Annotated in this window: 9 protein-coding genes, 1 pseudogene and 2 riboswitches; of the genes and pseudogenes, 5 read left to right on the forward strand and 5 right to left on the reverse strand. The window is 63.9% G+C overall.

Annotation, left to right across the window (positions count from 1 at the left end; all coding sequences use genetic code 11):
- Positions 1-4: 4 nt before the first annotated feature.
- The 5 genes from KQH55_RS00355 to KQH55_RS00375 all read left to right on the forward strand — a co-directional run bounded on the left by KQH55_RS00355 (position 5) and on the right by KQH55_RS00375 (position 11,752).
- The gene (locus KQH55_RS00355; RefSeq protein ID WP_235089967.1) at positions 5-1,735 is read left to right on the forward strand and encodes an AMP-binding protein; all 1,731 of its coding nucleotides are present in this window, start codon (positions 5-7) and stop codon (positions 1,733-1,735) included.
- A 449-nt stretch (positions 1,736-2,184) separates the two neighbouring features.
- Positions 2,185-3,273 (forward strand): uroporphyrinogen decarboxylase, encoded by a 1,089-nt coding sequence (gene hemE / locus KQH55_RS00360; RefSeq protein ID WP_076787548.1) that lies wholly within the window; start codon positions 2,185-2,187, stop codon positions 3,271-3,273.
- A 455-nt stretch (positions 3,274-3,728) separates the two neighbouring features.
- Positions 3,729-6,020, forward strand: coding sequence for a primosomal protein N' (locus KQH55_RS00365; protein ID WP_076797327.1), 2,292 nt, complete (start codon positions 3,729-3,731; stop codon positions 6,018-6,020).
- Between the two features lie 708 nt (positions 6,021-6,728).
- On the forward strand, positions 6,729-10,511 hold the full coding sequence (gene putA / locus KQH55_RS00370) for a trifunctional transcriptional regulator/proline dehydrogenase/L-glutamate gamma-semialdehyde dehydrogenase (protein ID WP_235089969.1): 3,783 nt from the start codon (positions 6,729-6,731) through the stop codon (positions 10,509-10,511).
- Positions 10,512-10,600: 89 nt separating this feature from the next.
- Positions 10,601-11,752, forward strand: a complete 1,152-nt coding sequence (locus KQH55_RS00375) for a branched-chain amino acid ABC transporter substrate-binding protein (RefSeq protein WP_235089970.1) — start codon at positions 10,601-10,603, stop codon at positions 11,750-11,752.
- Positions 11,753-11,893: 141 nt separating this feature from the next.
- On the opposite strand, the gene KQH55_RS00380 is transcribed toward KQH55_RS00375, so the two are convergent.
- The 5 genes and pseudogenes from KQH55_RS00380 to gcvT form a co-directional block, all read right to left on the reverse strand.
- The gene (locus KQH55_RS00380) at positions 11,894-13,282 is read right to left on the reverse strand and encodes an L-serine ammonia-lyase (protein WP_076785873.1); all 1,389 of its coding nucleotides are present in this window, start codon (positions 13,280-13,282) and stop codon (positions 11,894-11,896) included.
- Between the two features lie 84 nt (positions 13,283-13,366).
- Positions 13,367-13,930: pseudogene (locus tag KQH55_RS00385) on the reverse strand (alginate lyase family protein); the annotation flags it as partial.
- Between the two features lie 407 nt (positions 13,931-14,337).
- On the reverse strand, positions 14,338-17,340 hold the full coding sequence (gcvP, locus tag KQH55_RS00390) for an aminomethyl-transferring glycine dehydrogenase (protein WP_235089971.1): 3,003 nt from the start codon (positions 17,338-17,340) through the stop codon (positions 14,338-14,340).
- A 64-nt stretch (positions 17,341-17,404) separates the two neighbouring features.
- Positions 17,405-17,785 carry a glycine cleavage system protein GcvH gene (gcvH, locus tag KQH55_RS00395; protein WP_076785876.1) on the reverse strand — a complete coding sequence of 127 codons (381 nt, stop codon included), beginning with the start codon at positions 17,783-17,785 and terminating at the stop codon, positions 17,405-17,407.
- A gap of 94 nt (positions 17,786-17,879) precedes the next feature.
- The gene (gene gcvT, locus KQH55_RS00400; RefSeq protein WP_235089972.1) at positions 17,880-18,998 is read right to left on the reverse strand and encodes a glycine cleavage system aminomethyltransferase GcvT; all 1,119 of its coding nucleotides are present in this window, start codon (positions 18,996-18,998) and stop codon (positions 17,880-17,882) included.
- A 63-nt stretch (positions 18,999-19,061) separates the two neighbouring features.
- A riboswitch (glycine riboswitch) is annotated at positions 19,062-19,205 on the reverse strand.
- Between the two features lie 59 nt (positions 19,206-19,264).
- Positions 19,265-19,368, reverse strand: a riboswitch (glycine riboswitch).
- Between the last annotated feature and the right edge of the window lie 115 nt (positions 19,369-19,483).

Genomic DNA, 19,483 nt, shown 5'->3' on the forward strand with positions numbered 1-19,483 from the left:
GATCATGGCCACTGCACTCGCCTTGCCGCCGGCGCAAATCGAGCCCAAGGACGGTTTGTCCTATGTTCGTGGCCGTACCGATGTCTCACTGTCCGGGGCGACGGTGGGCGAGTTCCTTGGGCTGACCGCGCACCGCTTCGCTGACCGTCTTGCCGTCGTGTTCCGGGAGCAGGGCGTGCGCTGGACGTGGCGCGAATTCTCCCAGGAGGTCGACGTGTTGGCTGCCGGGTTGGCGTCGCTGGGCATTGGCAAGGGGGACCGAGTCGGCATTTGGTCGCCGAACCGCGTCGAATGGCTGGTCACGCAGTTTGCGACCGCGCGCATCGGTGCGATTCTCGTCAACATTAACCCCGCTTATCGGCTGGCCGAACTCGACTATGCGTTGAATAAAGTTGGCTGCCGCGCGATTGTGGCCGCGGAGCAATTCAAGACGTCGCGGTATCCCGAAATGCTGCAGACGCTTGCACCGGAACTTGCGCAGCACGCGCCGGGGGAACTGCAGGCAGCGCGCCTGCCCGAGCTGCGCCACGTGATCAAGATGGGCACTGGCCAGACGCCGGGCATGCTTCGCTACGACGATCTGGTGCAGCAAGGACGCAGTCGCCTAAACATGGCGCAGCTCGCCGCGATAAGCGGCAAGCTCGATGCGCATGAGCCGATCAATATTCAGTTCACCAGCGGCACCACCGGCAACCCGAAGGGCGCTACGTTGACCCATCATAACATCGTTAATAACGCGCGCTTTATTGCGATGTCGATGCGTCTGAGCGAACAAGACCGGTTGTGCATCCCGGTGCCGCTGTATCACTGTTTTGGCATGGTACTCGCGGTGCTCGCCTGTGTGTCCACCGGTGCCGTGATGGTATTCCCGGGGGAAGGATTCGATCCGGCGGCCACGCTTGCCGCAGTGGCGCTCGAGCGCTGCACGGCGCTGCATGGCGTGCCGACGATGTTCATTGCCGAGCTTGACCACCCCGATTTCGAGCAATATGACTTGAGCCAACTGCGCACTGGCATCATGGCTGGCTCACCGTGTCCAATCGAAACGATGAAGCGGGTTGTCGCACGCATGCACCTGGGCGAGCTTACGATTGCGTATGGGATGACCGAGACGAGCCCTGTGTCATTCCAGAGTTCGACGTCAGACCCGCTCGAAAAGCGCACCACGACAGTGGGCCGGATCCAGCCGCACCTGGAGGCGAAGATCATTGATGCGTTGGGCAATATCGTGCCGGTCGGGCAGACCGGTGAGCTTTGCACCAAAGGCTATTCGGTGATGCAGGGCTATTGGGACGACGACAAAAAGACGCGCGAGTCGATCATCGACGGCTGGATGCATACGGGCGACCTGGCGACCCTGGACGCTCAAGGGTACTGCAGTATCGTAGGACGACTCAAGGACATGGTGATTCGTGGCGGCGAGAACATCTATCCGCGGGAGATCGAGGAGTTCTTATTTCGACATCCGACGATACAGTCGGTGCAGGTCTTCGGGGTGCCGGACGCGCAATATGGCGAGGAGTTGTGCGCCTGGATCGTGTTGCGGCCCGGCGAGACGGCGACCGAACAGGACATCCGGGACTTTTGCCACGGCCAGATCGCTCACTATAAAATCCCGAAATACGTACGATTCGTGTCGGACTTGCCGATGACGGTAACGGGCAAGGTGCAGAAATTTGTGATGCGCGCCAAGATGATCGACGAATTGAAGCTATCGTCGGGAAAGAGCGCGTAGGCAGCCAGCGCGGACAAAAAAAAGCGGGCTCGGAGCCCGCTAAAAACCACACGCTACGGGGTTAGCGCGAGGAGACCATGGGTGGCGTTGCGTTACCGCGTCTGACGCGGCTCCAACAAGGATGCCCCTGTGCAGGAGGGCTTCGGCAGTGCCGACCGGTCTTCACGCGTCGTATCCGCTCATACGACACGTCAGACCACATCCGTGTTGGAACCCATTACAAGCATTTTGGGCGAAACCCGCCATGCGTGGGGTAACAAAGTGTTTCAGGTTGTAACGTCCTTCCGATTGCCATTTGCAAGTGGGTTGTTTTCGTAATCCGACTGTCGCTGCGCGCGTGCGTTGCGGCCTTGTGTTACGGTCGTTCACGTTTTCCACAAGCATTACCCGAATCGTCGATGCGCGGCGCACGTCCGTTAAAATGGTGCTTTTCCCAGGCAGAGCGCACCGTGCCCCACAATCTCGCCAACGACACTTTCCTGCGCGCACTGCGGTGCGAACCGACTGAGTACACGCCGATCTGGTTGATGCGTCAGGCGGGCCGCTATTTGCCCGAGTACAACGCCACACGCGCCCGTGCAGGCAGTTTTCTCGGTTTGGCCAAGCAGCCCGACTACGCGACTGAGGTGACGCTACAGCCACTCGATCGCTACGCGCTCGATGCGGCCATCCTATTCTCGGATATCCTGACGATCCCCGATGCGATGGGGCTGGGGCTCGAATTCACGCCCGGCGAGGGGCCGCGCTTCGCGCGCCCGGTGCGCACCGAGGCCGACGTCGCCCGGCTCGCAGTGCCTGACATCGATGCGACGTTACGCTACGTGACCGATGCGCTTGCGCAGATCCGTCGCGCGTTGACCGGTGCCGACGGCCGCCAGCGCGTGCCGCTGATCGGCTTTTCTGGGTCGCCGTGGACGCTGGCGTGCTACATGGTCGAGGGAGGTGGCAGTGACGACTTCCGTACCGTGAAGTCGATGCTGTATGCCAGGCCCGATCTGATGCATCGGATCCTGGAGGTCAATGCGCGCGCGGTCGCCGATTATCTGAACGCACAGATCGATGCCGGCGCGCAAGCGGTGATGATCTTCGATACCTGGGGCGGCGTGCTGGCCGACCGCATTTACCAGTCGTTTTCACTGCAGTACATGTCCCAGGTCGTCGCGGCGCTCAAGCGCGAACATGACGGCGAGCACGTCCCCGTGATTGCCTTTACCAAGGGCGGCGGGCAGTGGCTTGAGGCCATTGCCGCGAGCGGCGTCGATGCGGTGGGCTTGGACTGGACCGTTGATCTGGCGCGGGCGCGGACGCGAGTGGGCGGCCGGGTTGCCTTGCAAGGCAATCTTGACCCGAACGTGTTGTTTGCCCCGCCCGAGGTGATTCGCGCGCAGGCCCGGCAGGTGCTGGACGCCTACGGCAATCACCCAGGGCACGTATTCAACCTCGGGCATGGCATTTCGCAATTCACGCCAGCGCAGGCGGTCACCGAACTGGTCGACGAAGTACACCAGTACAGCCGCGTGATGCGCGCCGGCGAATGACCGCCGGTCGTTGCGGCAATGCCATAGCGTGGGCGCTGAACGTCCGGGGCCCAGACTCGCGTAAACCGCGGTAGCCGCGACTTGTCAAGATCTGCCGACGGCCACTTATACACAGTTTTTCGCCACCTTTGCTACGCCGTGGATTTTGGTGTAGCACGGTAGCATCATGTGCAGCCTATTTGAATAAGTTGTTGATTTGTAAAGAACTCGAATCGAGCCGACACAATGCCCGATTTCGGTGAAAGGCGCGCCACTTGGTCGTTCCACGGCGATGGCTGCGGGTTTTTACACAAAGTTATCCACAGGGTGCCGAGCGACCATGAATTGTTATGATGAATCCATGGCTTAGCGGTGGTTGCGATGTTTTACTTTAACTTCACGATGCCCTGTCCCTTATTTTTGTGACGCTTCGCCGCGCCGGCTCGGACCGCTGTGGCTGCGCCGACACACGACCCATGCAACCGACGCTTTCTCGTTACGTCCGAGTCGCGCTGGACCATCCGCTTTCGGTTCTGTACGACTACCGCTGGACCCTGCCGTTGCAGCCGCTGCCCGGCATGCTCGTGCAAGTGCCATTTGGTCGCCGGCAGACAGTAGGATTGGTCATCGAGGTCGCGGATGAGACTGACGTGCCACAGGATCGATTGCGAGACGTCCAGAGCGCGTGCATCGATTGTCCGCCGCTGAGTGCGGACTGGCTTCAATTGATCGCGTTTGCCGCAGATTACTATCAGCGCGGCCGCGGCGAGGTGGCGTTGCCAGCGTTGCCGCAGGCGTTGCGCGATGCTGCCCGTTGGCCACGGTTGTTCGCCCGCGAGCCGGCTTATCGGCTGACGGCGGCCGGGCGCAACAAGTTGCCTGACGCATTGCCGGCCCGTGCGGCAGCGCTGCGACGGCTTGCCCAAGCATTATTGCGGGCGGACACGCTGGGCGCCGATGAAGCCCGCGTGATACACCCGAAGGCTGTTGCGACGCTCGAGCAGTGGCAGGAGCACGGATGGGTCCACGTGCAATGGCGCGGTGCCGTCGAGGCACTGGAAATGAGCGGCGCGACGCAGCCACCGGGGCGGGCCGGGCATGATGTCTCGTCACAGCTGGACCGGTGCGCGGTGCCCGATCTCAATGCTGAACAGCGTGCGGCGGTCGCGGCGATCGATGCCGCCCGCGGCTTCGCACCGTTCGTACTGCATGGCGTGACCGGCAGTGGCAAAACCGAGGTGTACCTGCACGGCTTAGCTGCCTTGTTCGCCCGCCGGCCCGATGCGCAGGCGCTGGTGATGGTGCCGGAGATCAACCTGACGCCGCAATTCGAAGCGGTGTTCCGGGCGCGTTTTTCGCACTGGCCGGCCACCGCCTTGGTGACCTTGCACAGTGGTCTGGCGGACGGCGAGCGAGCGCGCAATTGGCTGGCGGCGCACGCCGCTGGTGCGCGGATCGTACTGGGCACGCGGATGGCGGTGCTCGCTTCGTTGCCGCGGCTGGCGCTGATTATCGTCGATGAAGAACACGAGCCTGCCTATAAGCAACAAGAAGGGCTGCGCTACTCTGCACGGGACCTGGCGGTGTGGCGAGCCAAACAGTTGGGCCTCCCCGTCGTGCTCGGCTCGGCTACGCCGTCGCTCGAAACATGGTGGCACGCGTGCCAGCGCCGCTATACGACATTGGCATTGTCGCGGCGCGCGGTAGCAGACGCGGCATTGCCCAGGGTCCGGTTAATCGACATGGAGGCGGAGAAACAGGCGGGGCGCCATCGCGCGGACGGGTTGTCGATGCCGCTCGTGAAAGCGTTGCAGGAGCGCTTGGCGCGCGGTGAACAAAGCTTGGTGTTCCTGAACCGCCGCGGCTACGCGCCGGTGCTGGCCTGCGACGCGTGCGGCTGGGTCGCAGGCTGCCCGCGCTGCAGCGCGTATATGGTGCTACACAAGCCCGAGCAGCGCATGCGATGCCATCACTGCGGTGGGGAAAGCCGCATCCCGCGGGCATGCCCGGCGTGTGGCAACGTCGACTTGGCGCCGTTCGGCCGCGGTACGCAGCGTATCGAGGAGGCGCTCGGTGCGGCGGTACCTGGTGCGCGGGTGTTGCGCATCGATGCGGATAGCACGCGGCGCAAGGGCAGTGCACAGACTTTGTTGTCAGGGGTGCACGCCGGCGATGTCGATATCCTGGTCGGCACGCAGATGATCGCGAAGGGACATGACTTCCAACGGGTCACGCTGGTCGGTGTGCTGAATGCGGACGCCGCGTTGTTCTCGCATGATTTTCGCGCGGGGGAGCGGCTGTTTGCGCAATTGATGCAAGTCTCGGGCCGGGCCGGTCGGAGCGGCGCCCACGGCGAGGTGCTGATCCAGACCGGGCATGCGCGGCACGCGTTATATGCGGCGCTGGCGCGCCACGATTACGTGGGCTTTGCCGAGACGACACTGGCCGAGCGACGCGACGCGCATCTACCGCCCTTCGTTTTCCAGGCTTTGCTGCGCGCCGAAGCACGCAGCTTGGACGATGCGCTGCGGTTTCTCAATGAGGCCGCTGCGATACTCGACGCGGTACCCGGCGCCGAGTGCGTGACGCGCTATGATCCGGTGCCGCTGAACATCGTCAAGGTGATGCACGTGCACCGCGCACAACTGCTGCTCGAAAGCGCTTCGCGCGCCGCGCTGCAGCGCACGCTGCGCGCCTGGGTGCCGCGGCTGCGCGAACTTAAGGGGGCGCTACGCTGGAATGTGGAAGTCGATCCGCTAGATATCTAAGCGCGCCTAGCATGACGCCCTATCCTTCGGCGAAGCCGTCGCTTTGCGCGCCGCATCTGACTGGTTCAAATCGCGCGGCAGCGTCGCGACGGCACCTGCACTGGCCGCTCGAAACGGAAAGACAAAACCGCGGAACGCAGAGACAGAACCGGAAGACGGAGACGAGCCGCACCGTCAACGGAGTAGCCGGCTGCGTGCTGTCAGTGCACGTGTTCGGTAACTACTGGGCTGGCCAATGCGTTCCCCGGTGACGGGCGAGCGCCGCAGCGGCGTGTCTGTCGGCGAGCCGATGCGGGTGTACGGTAGTTGTGCCGATTGCCGGCACCGCGACGCCGACGCAAAAAGTCTCGAGCACATCATGGCAGGCCTCTCCGTATTCAGTTTGTGCTTCGATCCTGGCGTGGCCGATAGCCGCCGGCGCCGGTTCGATGATTAATTCGTGTCACCGCGCGACGGGTGCGATGCGCTCGCTCCGTCTTGCTGCGCCCTTCGTCTTGTTAACGGCGGGCCGCCCTATTCCGATGACTAGGGAAAACACCGACGCCCAGCCGCTCGATTCGTTGCGGGAGCAACTTAGTAAGTCATTGTAAATAAAACATTTTATGCAGACGCAACCATCGGCCGGAAAGGTTGCACCTTTTTAATGTACGAAGTAGGATCAGCCAGATTTTTCGAGTGGTCCGGCGGCGACGCCGATGGAAAGGAATCATGGCTAGCACCACCCTTGGCGTTAAGGTCGACGATTTGCTGCGGACCCGGCTCAAAGAAGCGGCCCTGCGCCTGGATCGCACGCCGCACCCGTTCCTGGCATTTGCGCAGAACGTGCAGCCGCAGTCGATGCTGCGTGCGGCGATCACCGCGGCCTATCGGCGTGCGGAGCCAGAGTGCGTGCCGTTCCTAATCGGGCAGGCGCAGCTGGCGGTGCCGCTGGCCAGCGACGTGCAGGTGCTCGCCACGCGCTTGGTCGAGGCGTTGCGCGCCAAGCGTACCGGCGGTGGCGTCGAAGGATTGATCCATGAGTTCTCGCTATCGAGCCAGGAAGGCGTCGCGTTGATGTGTCTGGCCGAGGCGCTGCTGCGGATTCCGGACCGGGCCACGCGCGATGCGCTGATCCGTGACAAGATCAGCAAGGGCGACTGGAAATCGCACGTCGGCCATGCTCCGTCACTGTTCGTCAACGCCGTAACATGGGGCCTGATGATCACGGGCAAGCTGGTTGCGACCAACAGCGAGGCGGGCCTGTCGTGCGCACTCACGCGGATGATCGGCAAGGGCGGCGAGCCGTTGATTCGCAAAGGCGTGGACATGGCAATGCGGTTGATGGGCGAGCAATTCGTCACCGGCGAGACGATTTCCGAGGCGCTGGCGAACAGCCGAAAATACGAGGCGCGCGGCTTCCGCTATTCGTATGACATGCTCGGCGAGGCGGCAACGACCGAGGAAAACGCTCAGCACTACTATGCATTGTACGAGCAGACGATCCACGCGATTGGCAAGGCCGCCGGCGGGCGCGGCATCTACGACGGACCGGGGATCTCCATTAAGCTGTCGGCGTTGCATGCGCGATACTCGCGCGCGCAGTGCGACCGTGTAATGAGCGAGTTGCTGCCGCGGGTGCGGGCGCTGGCGCGCCTGGCGCGCCGCTACGATATTGGCCTGAACATCGATGCAGAGGAAGCGGACCGGCTGGAGATCTCACTGGATTTGCTCGAGGCGTTGTGCTTCGATCCGGAGCTGGCCGGCTGGAACGGTATCGGCTTTGTCGTGCAGGCGTACCAGAAACGCTGTCCGTTCGTCATCGACTACTTGATCGATTTGGCCCGCCGCAGCCGACATCGCCTGATGGTGCGGCTGGTCAAAGGCGCGTACTGGGACAGCGAGATCAAGCGGGCGCAGGTGGATGGGCTCGAAGGCTACCCCGTCTACACCCGCAAGGTCTACACCGACGTGTCCTATCTCGCTTGTGCCAAGAAACTGCTGGGTGTTCCCGATGCGGTGTACCCTCAATTCGCCACGCATAACGCCCACACGTTGTCGGCGATCTACCATTTGGCAGGTCAAAATTATTATCCGGGCCAGTACGAGTTCCAGTGCCTGCACGGGATGGGTGAGCCGCTGTATGAGGAAGTGACCGGCCGCGACAAGCTCAGTCGCCCATGCCGCGTGTACGCACCGGTTGGTACCCATGAGACACTGCTCGCGTACCTAGTGCGTCGGCTGCTGGAAAACGGTGCGAACACATCATTCGTGAACCGGATTGCCGATGAGTCGGTGTCGGTGGCCGAACTGGTGGCAGATCCTGTCGACGAGGCATTGCAGATCGTGCCGCTCGGTACGCCGCACCCTAAGATCCCGTTGCCGCGCGCGTTGTATGGCAGCGAACGAGTCAATTCAATGGGGCTGGACCTGTCCAATGAGCATCGCCTCGCATCGCTGTCGTCGGCATTACTCGCGAGCACCAACGTGATGTGGCATGCCGCGCCGACGCTGCAGCCCGGCGAGGTGGTGAGCGGCACGCCGCGTGAGGTGCGCAACCCCGCCGATCATCGCGACGTAGTCGGCACGGTGGTAGACGCGACAGCAGAGCACGTGCAAGCCGCGCTCGCTCATGCACTCGCCACCGCGCCGATTTGGCAGGCCACTCCCGTGCAGGCGCGCGCCGACTGCCTAGCCCGTGCCGCCGACCTGCTCGAAGCGCAGATCCCTACGCTGATGGGGCTGGTCGTGCGCGAGGCGGGCAAGTCGCTGCCGAATGCGATTTCCGAGATCCGCGAGGCGATTGATTTCCTGCGCTACTACTCGACCCAGATCCGCAGCGAGTTTTCCAATGACACGCATCGTCCGCTCGGGCCGATCGTCTGTATCAGTCCATGGAATTTCCCGCTGGCGATTTTCATGGGCCAGGTGGCGGCGGCGCTGGCCGCCGGCAATACGGTGCTGGCGAAACCCGCTGAGCAGACGCCGTTAATCGCTGCGCAAGCAGTGCGCATCTTGCACGAGGCCGGCGTTCCAACTGGTGCTGTGCAATTGCTGCCCGGCGACGGGGAGACGGTGGGTGCTGCGCTGGTCGCCGATCCGCGTACCCGTGGCGTGATGTTTACCGGCTCCATCGAGGTCGCACGCCTCATCAACCGTACGCTATCCGAACGACTAGACCCGGACGGTAAGCCGATTGCGCTGATCGCCGAAACCGGCGGCCAGAATGCGATGATCGTCGATTCGTCGGCGCTGGCCGAGCAGGTCGTCGCGGACGTGCTGCAGTCGGCATTCGACTCGGCCGGCCAGCGTTGCTCGGCGCTACGCGTGCTGTGCCTGCAGGATGACGTGGCGCAGCGCACGTTGCAGATGCTGACCGGTGCAATGCGCGAATTGTCGGTTGGCAATCCAGAGCGTTTGTCCACCGATGTCGGCCCGGTTATCGATGCCCAAGCCAAGCGCGGCATCGAAGCGCATATCGCGGCGATGCGCGATAAGGGCCGCAAGGTGTTCCAATTGCCGCTGCCGGACGGCTGTCAGTATGGCATGTTCGTGCCGCCGACATTGATCGAGCTCGACAGCATTGACGAGCTGGCACGCGAGGTATTCGGGCCGGTGCTGCATGTAGTGCGCTACCGCCGCCATGCGCTGGAATCGCTGCTAGAGGCCATTCATGCGACCGGCTATGGGCTGACGCTAGGAATCCACACGCGGCTCGACGAGACGATCGACCATGTCATCGAACGCGCGCATGTGGGCAATATCTATGTGAACCGCAACATGATTGGCGCGGTGGTCGGCGTGCAGCCGTTCGGCGGAGAAGGGCTTTCGGGCACGGGGCCGAAGGCGGGCGGACCACTGTACCTGCAGCGGCTGCTGGCCAAGCGTCCGAATGGCATACCCGCGTTGCTGGCTAGATCGCTGAGCAAGAAGATGCCGGCCGGCGGCAGACCGGCGCTCACAGCGTATCGCGACTGGTTGATCGGCGAGCGTGATGCCCAACTCGCTGCCCGTTGCGACGGCTACCTGAACCAGATGCTCGTCGGCGCCACGGCCGCGCTGTCGGGCCCGACGGGGGAGTGCAATACCTATGCGCTCAGCGCACGTGGCACGGTACTCTGCATCGCGTCGACGGCCAGCGGCGCACGCGTACAGCTGGCGGCGGTGCTAGCCACCGGCAATCGCGCGCTGTTCATTGGCGCGAGCGGCGAGCAACTGGTCGGTGCGCTGCCGGCCGCGTTGCACAGCCACGCGGCGGTGAGCTGCGACGGTGACCTCGGCGTCGAGTATGATGCTGTGCTGTTCGAGGGTGACAGCGATGCGTTGCAATTGCTGATGCGGCAAATCGCCGCGCGCGGTGGCCCGATCGTCGGCGTGCAGGGCGTTGCGGCGGGCGCTTTCGACGATGGCTCCTCCGGCGACGACTATGTGCTTGAGCGGCTGTTGATCGAGCGCTCGGTGAGCGTCAACACGGCCGCCGCGGGCGGTAATGCCAGTTTGATGGCAATCGGCTAAACACCACTGGGTCACTTGACACGAAGCGAGGCGGGGCACGGCGGACTCCGGGCGACGCTTCACCCTTAAAGCCAAAAGGAGATGTCTCAATGGAGCACACGATGAAAAAGCTGACAGGCGCGACGTTGCTCGCCGCCTTGTCGGTCGCGGGGAGTGTAGCGTACGCGCAGCAGGCAGAGCAGGTGAAGGTGGGCTTTGCCGCACCGATGACCGGCGCTCAGGCCCACTATGGCAAGGATATGCAGAACGGCATCGTGCTTGCAATCGAGGACTTCAACGCAACCAAGCCGGTGATTGACGGCAAGCCGGTGCAAATCGTGCTGGACACCGGCGATGACCAGGCCGACCCGCGTACCGGTACGACCGTTGCGCAAAAGCTTGTCGACGACGGTATCAAAGGCATGCTCGGCCATTTCAACTCGGGGACGACGATACCGGCATCGCGCATTTATGCGAACGCCGGGATTGCGCAGATCGCGATGGCAACCGCGCCGGAATACACGCATCAGGGCTACAAAACGACGTTCCGGATGATGACCTCTGACACGCAGCAAGGCTTGGTGGCCGGCACGTTCGCGGCGAAGACGCTGAAACTAAAAAAGATTGTGATCATCGACGATCGAACTGCGTATGGTCAGGGCCTGGCTGATCAGTTCGAAAAGGCCGCGAAGTCTTCGGGCGCGAAGATTCTTGACCGCGAGTACACGAACGACAAGGCGGTCGACTTCAAGGCGATCCTGACCAAGGTGAAGTCGATGATGCCGGATCTAGTCTACTACGGCGGCGCGGACGCGCAAGCCGGCCCGATGGTCAAGCAAATGAAGGCGCTGGGTATCAAGGCGCCGCTGATGGCTGGCGAAATGGTCAAGACCGACACGTTCCTGAAGCTCGCGAGCGACGCCGCCAACGGTACGATCGCGTCGCTGGCAGGCCTGCCGCTGGGAGAAATGCCAGGTGGCAAGGACTACGTCGCAAAGTACAAGAAGCGTTTCGGCGAAGATGTGCAAACCTATTCACCGTATGCATACGATGGCGCGATGGCCATGTTCGAAGCGATGAAGAAGGCCAACTCGACCGATCCGGCGAAGTACCTGCCAGCGCTGGCGAAGACCGATATGTCGGGCGTCACGGCCAAGCACGTCGCGTATGACGCGAAGGGCGATTTGAAGAACGGCGGCATCACGCTGTACAAGGTCGTCAATGGCCAATGGACCCCGCTGCAAAGCGTAGGCGGTAAGTAAGTCGCCGCTTCATGGCGGCACACGTTGGTGCGAATCCGGCCGGGCACGTCGTATGTGCGCCCAGTACCGCCAGAAATCTCTCTTCAGGCATGCAGAATATTCAATCGGCGCCGTATGTGAGCAGGGCATCCGCGTACCGTGTCAGCATTCGACAATGTTCACGGCGAGACCGCCGCGGGACGTCTCCTTGTACTTCGTTTTCATGTCGGCGCCGGTCTCGAGCATCGTCTTGATCACCGAATCGAGCGACACGTAGTGCAAGCCGTCGCCGCGCAGTGCCATCCGCGCGGCATTGACGGCCTTAACCGATGCCATCGCATTGCGCTCGATGCAGGGGATTTGCACCATGCCGCCCACCGGGTCGCAAGTCAATCCCAGGTTGTGCTCCATGCCGATCTCCGCGGCATTCTCGACTTGCGCGGGCGTGGCCCCCATGACCGCGGCCAGCGCGCCAGCCGCCATCGAGCAAGCGACCCCGACCTCACCCTGGCAACCGACCTCGGCGCCGGAGATCGATGCATTGAGCTTGTACAGGATGCCGATCGCGCCGGCGGTCAACAGGAAATCGATGACGCCCGCGTCATTTGCGCCGGGCACGAACCGTGTGTAGTAATGCAGTACGGCTGGGATGATGCCGGCTGCGCCGTTCGTTGGCGCTGTCACCACGCGGGCTCCGGCTGCGTTTTCCTCGTTGACCGCGATCGCGTACAAATTGATCCAATCCACCATCGACAGCGGATCGCGCAATGCCACCTCCGGCTTGCCCGACAGGTCGCGATATAATTGCGGTGCTCGCCGGCGCACTTGGAACGGCCCCGGCAGGTTGCCGTCCGCCGCAGGATTGCCGATGCCACAACCGCGCGCGACGCATGACTGCATCACATTCCAAATACGCAGCAGATCAGCACGGATCGCGTCGTCGCTGCGCCATACCCGCTCGTTTTCAAACATCAGTTGCGCGATGGTGCGACCAGTCTGCGTACATCGCTGCAACAGCTCACTGCCGGTCGAGAACGGGTGCGGCAGCTGCTCGTACGCATTAAGCACGCGTGTGTTGGACGCACCGGCTGTGACCACGAAGCCGCCCCCCACGGACAGATAGGTCGACTCGCACAGCACGCTGCCGGCGGCGTCGAGCGCCCGCAGCTTCAGGCCGTTCGGATGCTCAGGCAACGCCTGACGGTAGAACACGATGTGCTCCTTCGGCAGGAACGGGATTGGGTGCGTGCCAAGCAGCGCAAGCGTGCGCGACGAGGCGACGTGCTCGAGCTTGTCTGCGATCGTCTCGGCCTGCACGGTGTCCGGCGCTTCGCCAAGCAGGCCGAGCATGACGCCGCGGTCGGTGCCATGGCCCTTGCCGGTCGCGCCGAGCGAGCCATAGAGTTCGACCTTGACCGATGCGACGGCTGGCAGCAAGTGGTCGTGCTGCAGGCCTTGCGCGAACAGCAGTGCGGCGCGCATCGGGCCGACCGTGTGCGAGCTCGACGGGCCAATGCCAATTTTGAACAAATCGAATACGCTGACGGCCATGACGGCTCCAGATGTGTCACGCCACGCCCGCGGCTGGGCCAGCGGGGTAGGCGGTTGCAATGTCGATGTTGCGCTCGCGTCGTTTCATCGCTCGCTCGAGCGCGCGGGCAGCGGCAGGCAGGCGGCGAGCCATGGCGGCGGCATTGGCGCCAGGTGCAGCGCCACGGGCTGGTACCGTCCGTTTAGCCGCGCGGCGAGATGGAACAGCTCTGTTGCGCGACTAGGATCCCACGCACCACTGAAGCCGCGCAGTCCGGCGGCGCGACGTGTTTCATCGAACGGCACGCGGCTGTGGACGAACTCCTCATGGCTTGTGCGGCCGAGCGCATACGGGACGAGCCAATCGAGCGCGTGCTCCAATGTCGCACCGGAGGCGCTGCGCTCGCGCAGCCAGTTGCGGTTATGCCGGCGCGCGGCCAGTGCGGCCATCACCAGCGGCTGCAAATCATAGGTCACGTAGTGCAGCGCGTCGCGCTCGTCAAAATCCCATGTTGTGCCATCCGAGGCAATGTTTGTGCTGACCTGTTCCACGAATAACCGCTGCGCGGCAGCGATCAACTTGCGATCATCCAGCGTGAACGCAGTCATCGCGATCAGCTTGACGCGATGGCTTTGCCAGTTGTTCGCGAACGTATGCCGAAGTGGCCGGGGTCGGCATGGGTGCGCTCGCTGCTCTGCAGCGCTGGCGCCGCGCAAAAGTTCATCGCTGCGCGCACCGGCACCGCGCAGAGCAGGCCCAACAGGCCCGCTATCGCGACGAGCGCGATCGTGGCGCATGCGGCGGCACGGCGGCGTGTTGGATCAGATCGAAACGCGTCCACTATGCGGGGCTCCACTGTCTCGGCTGCGGTCAGATCGAGATGTTAGCCTTTCTTCGCGGATGGCTCACGCAAACGATGCGGTGCTGTGCGCTGAACTGTGCCGAGTCTCGGTCGCGACGGCGCCGCGTGCAAGGTCCATGTGTTCGTGAAGCAACTGGACGAGTGAACAACCCACGCGGGAACATGAACGACACATGCGTGGGGCTCGTTCAGCGCTAACATGACAGTGCCGCGCTACGCATAGTCGGAGACTGGCACGCACGAGCAAAATAGATTGCGATCGCCGTACACGTTGTCGGCGCGGCCCACGGGCGGCCAGTACTTGCCGGCCGCCAGCGACGGGACCGGATACGCAGCCTGTTCGCGCCCGTAGGCATGAGACCAAGTGTCGGCACCAATGACCGCGGCTGTGTGCGGGGCATATTTGAGCGGGTTGTCGTCCCGGTCCGCGCGGCCTTGCTCGACCGCGCGGATTTCATCGCGGATCGTGATCATCGCGTCGATGAAACGGTCCAGCTCCGCCTTCGATTCCGACTCGGTCGGCTCGATCATCAACGTGCCGGGCACCGGGAAGCTCATCGTCGGAGCATGGAAACCGTAGTCGATCAGCCGCTTTGCGACGTCCTCGACGGTCACGCCGCTTGCGTCCTTGATCGGCCGCAGGTCCAGGATGCATTCATGCGCGATCAGGCCGCCGGCTCCCGAATACAGCACCGGGTAGTGCGGGGCGAGACGCTTGGCGATGTAGTTCGCGTTTAGGATCGCCGTCTCGGTCGCTGACTTGAGGCCGCACGCACCCATCATTGCAATATACATCCACGAGATCGGCAGAATGGCAGCTGAGCCGTACGGCGCCGACGAGATCGCGCCGATCCCGTCCGGATTGCCAGCCGGCGTCGCTGCGTCTTCGCGCACATAGCCTACCGAACGCTGGTTCGGTAGGAAGCGCGCCAGATGGGCGGCCACCGCCACCGGCCCGACGCCGGGGCCACCGCCGCCATGCGGGATACAAAAAGTTTTATGCAGATTCAGATGTGACACGTCGCCGCCGAACTGGCCGGGCGCGGTCAGGCCCACCATGGCGTTCATGTTCGCGCCGTCGACGTACACCTGGCCCCCGTGCGCGTGGACGATCTCGCAGATCTCCCGCACGTTTTGCTCGAACACGCCATGCGTGGACGGGTACGTGATCATGATCGCCGCCAGCTTGTCTGCATGGCGCGCGGCCTTGGTCTTCAGGTCCTCGACGTCGACATTGCCCTGCGCATCGCACGCGACGACCACGACTTGCATGCCGGCCATCTGGGCGGATGCCGGATTAGTGCCGTGCGCGGAAGCCGGGATCAAGCAAACGTTGCGATGTCCTTCGCCGCGCGACGCGTGGTACGCGTGGATGATCAGCAACCCGGCGTACTCGCCCTGCGAGCCGGCATTCGGTTGCAGCGACACTGCGGCATAGCCCGTGCATGCCACCAGCATCTGCTCGAGCTGCTCGATCATCTTGCGATAGCCGACGGTTTGCGACGCGGGCGCGAACGGATGGATCTGCGCGAACTCGGGCCACGTGACGGGCAGCATCTCCGACGTGGCGTTCAGTTTCATCGTGCACGAACCGAGCGGGATCATCGCGCGATCCAGCGCAAGGTCCTTGTCGGCGAGCCGGCGCAGGTAGCGCAGCATTTCCGTCTCGGAGTGGTGGCGGTTGAACACCGGATGCGTCAGGTACGCACTGCGGCGCAACAGCGCGTTAGGCAGCGCGTCTTCGACGCTGGCGTCCAGCGCGTCGATGTCCAACGTCGGCGCGCCGTCTTGTGTGTGCACGGTGCTCGGCTGCACGCTGGCGAGCGCGGGCGCCTCATTAGCCGCTTCGGCGAACAGCGCGAGCAAATCGGCCAGATCCGAACGCGTCGTCGTCTCATCGACCGATACGCCCACGCGCGCGCCGTCGATCCGGCGCAGGTTGATCCGCCGCGCGCACGCAGCCTCGTGCAGCGCTTCGGTGCGCGTGCCCGACTCGATCGTCAGCGTGTCGAAGAACGTGTCATTGGCGAGCGCGTAACCGAGCTGCTGCACGCCGGCCGCCAGAATTGCCGCGGTGCGGTGCACGCGCTCGGCGATCTGCCGCAGGCCTCGCGGACCGTGGTAGACCGCGTACATGCTGGCCATGATGGCCAGCAATGCCTGTGCGGTGCACACGTTCGAGGTCGCCTTCTCGCGACGGATATGCTGTTCGCGGGTTTGCAATGCCAGCCGCAACGCGGGCTTGCCTTGTGCATCGATGGTCACGCCGACGAGCCGCCCCGGCATCTGCCGCTTGAACGCGTCGCGCACGGCAAGATACGCGGCGTGCGGACCGCCAAACGCGAGCGGCACGCCAAAGCGTTGCGAGGTGCCTACCGCGACATCCGCGCCCCATTCGCCAGGTGGCGTCAACAGCGTCAGCGCCAACAGATCGGCAGCGGCTACCACGTGCGCGCCGGCTTCATGGATCGCGGCAGCCAGGTCACGATAGTCACGCACGTCGCCGTTGACGCCCGGATACTGCAGCAGCACGCCGAACGCGCCGGCTTGCGCCGCCGCTGCGGCAGGGCCGACCCGCACGTCGATGCCCACCGGCTGTGCGCGCGTGCGGACCACCTCGATCGTCTGCGGTAGCACGTCGTCGGCCACGTAGAACACGTTCGAGCGCGGCTTGCCCACGCGCTGCAGCAGCGTCATGGCCTCGGCTGCTGCCGTGCCTTCGTCGAGCAGCGACGCATTGGCGGTGTCCAGCCCGGTCAGGTCAATCACCATCTGCTGGAAATTGAGCAGCGCCTCGAGCCGGCCTTGCGAGATTTCAGGCTGGTACGGCGTATAGGCGGTGTACCACGCCGGGTTCTCGAGCACGTTGCGCAGAATCACTGCGGGCGTGTGTGTGCCATAGTAGCCCTGGCCAATGTAGCTGCGGAACACTTCGTTTTGGCACGCCAGTTCGCGCAGCCGCGCGAGCGCTTTGGCCTCGCTGCGCGGCGCGGTGAATTCGCCAAGCGGCAGGCTGTCGCGACGCCGGATGCTCGGCGGAATCACCGCGTCGATTAGCGCGTCGCGGTGATCGAAGCCAAGCACCGCCAGCATCTGCCGCTGATCGTCGGCGTTAGGCCCGATGTGACGTTCGGCGAAAGCGTCGTGTCGTTCAAGCTCGGCGAACGTGGGGCGGTTGGCGCGAGTCATCAGGTGATCCGGGTGTTCTGGCTTCATATCGAAATCCTGTCGGTCCACACCGCCGCGACGTGCGGGGCCGGCGTGGACCCGTTGAGGTCAATCAGGCGCCGATCGCCTGGCCGTACGCGGCCGCGTCGAGCAGTTGCTCTATCGCAGCGGTATCCGCGGGCTTGATACGGAACAACCAGGACTCGTACGGCGCGCCGTTGACCTGGTCTGGCGCACTGATCAATGCGTCATTGGACTCGACGATCTCGCCAGCAACCGGCGCATAGATGTCGGAGGCCGCCTTGACTGACTCAATCACTGCGATCGCGTCGCCGGCCTCGACCTGCTTGCCGGCTTCCGGAAGTTCGAGAAACACGACGTCGCCCAGTGCTTCCTGCGCGTGGTCGGTGATGCCAACGGTCAGCGTGCCGTCGTCTTCCTTGCGAATCCACTCATGGGATTCGGTGTATTTGAGTTCGGCCGGGATGGTCATGGATGACTCCTGATATCGTTGAGGTCGTGAATCGGTGCGCCGGCGCGGCGCGGGCGCACCGTGCCCGGCGCGCGGCGGTGGCGGCGCGCCGCCGTCAGACGAGCGGCTTACCGTGGCGCACGAACGGCAGTTTAACCACCCGCGCGGGCAACGCCTTGTCGCGGATCACGACCCGTACTGTATCGCCGGCCAACACAGCCGTCGGTACGCGCGCCAATGCGATGGATTGCTGCAACGACGGTGAGAACGTGCCGCTGGTGACCTCGCCGTCGCCGTGTGTAGTGAGCACCTTCTGGTGTGCGCGCAGGATACCCGCCGGCTTGCCCTGCGGGTCTTTGTCTAGCACCAGGCCCACGAACGTCGCGCGCTGATCCTGTGCGCGCAGCGCCGCGCTGCCGACAAAATCCCGCTCGCCCGACAAATCGACGGTCCACGCGAGGCCGGCGTCAAGCGGCGACACGTTTTCGTCCATGTCCTGCCCGTACAGATTCATGCCGGCCTCCAGCCGCAGCGTATCGCGTGCGCCCAGGCCGCATGGCTTAACGCTCTGCGCGGCGAGCGCCTGCCATAATGCTTGCACGTGCGCGGCCTCGACAATGAGCTCGAAGCCGTCCTCGCCGGTATAGCCGGTGCGAGCGACCATTAGTGCGCCGAACGGCGTGCCGTCCACGCGCGCGGCGTTAAAGGGCTTGAGCGCTTCGCCCGACTGTTGCACCGCCGGCACGGCCTGCCCGACCTTCACTCGCGCATTCGGGCCTTGCACAGCAAGGATTGCCAGGTCCCGGCGCGGCGTCAGCGTGACGCCGAAGCCGCCTTCCGCGTTGAGTTGACCGAGCCAGCCGATGTCCTTATCCGCGGTACCGGCGTTGACTACGACGCGGAACGCATCGTCGGCGAAGTAGTACACGATCAAATCATCGACCACCCCGCCGCTCGCATTCAGCATGCACGAGTACAGTGCTCGGCCCGGCGTTTGCAGCTTGTCGACATTGTTGGCCAATGCCATGCGCAGGAACGCCCGTGCGCCAGCGCCGGCGATATCCACGACGCACATGTGTGACACGTCGAACATGCCGGCGTCACTGCGCACCGCGCGGTGCTCGTCAATCTGTGAGCCATAGTTCACCGGCATGTCCCAGCCGCCGAAGTCGACCATGCGTGCATGGAGCGCACGATGGACCGCGTTGAGCGGGGTGGTCTTGAGTTGAGTCATGAAAGCTCTCGATAGCGCGAACATAAAAAGGCGCACGAGCATCCGAGCAGCGGTGGATGCATGCATGACCCCTCTGTCCTCGGTACCTGAGAGATTGCGCCGCGCGGCTTGCTTGCCACGCATCGGCGCGCGCCCCTTCGGTGGGTAGCTTGCGCCGCTGCGTTTGCACGCGCACGGCTGCTACTACCGCTCTCCAGAGTGCGGTGCCGCCCATTGGCGCACACGCGCCAATGGGCGGCGCGGCGTGCGACGACGAGTCGGCGGTCCGGCGCGCACGGTCCTTTTGCCTGAGAGTTTGTGGGTTGCCCCTTCGGCGGCACCGGCTTGCGATTCGTCGCATGAAGCCGGTGCGCTCTCCCGGCGCGCGTGGCGATTGTGCGCGCCGCGCGCCGCTGTGTCAATCGGCTCGCGCGTGCGGCATGCGGTGTCCGCGCCGATCCGGATCGGGACGCGCCAGTCGTGGTGGCCGACGGCGGCGAACCCGC

The sequence above is a fragment of the Mycetohabitans sp. B3 genome (assembly GCF_021498065.1).
Lineage (GTDB): Bacteria > Pseudomonadota > Gammaproteobacteria > Burkholderiales > Burkholderiaceae > Mycetohabitans.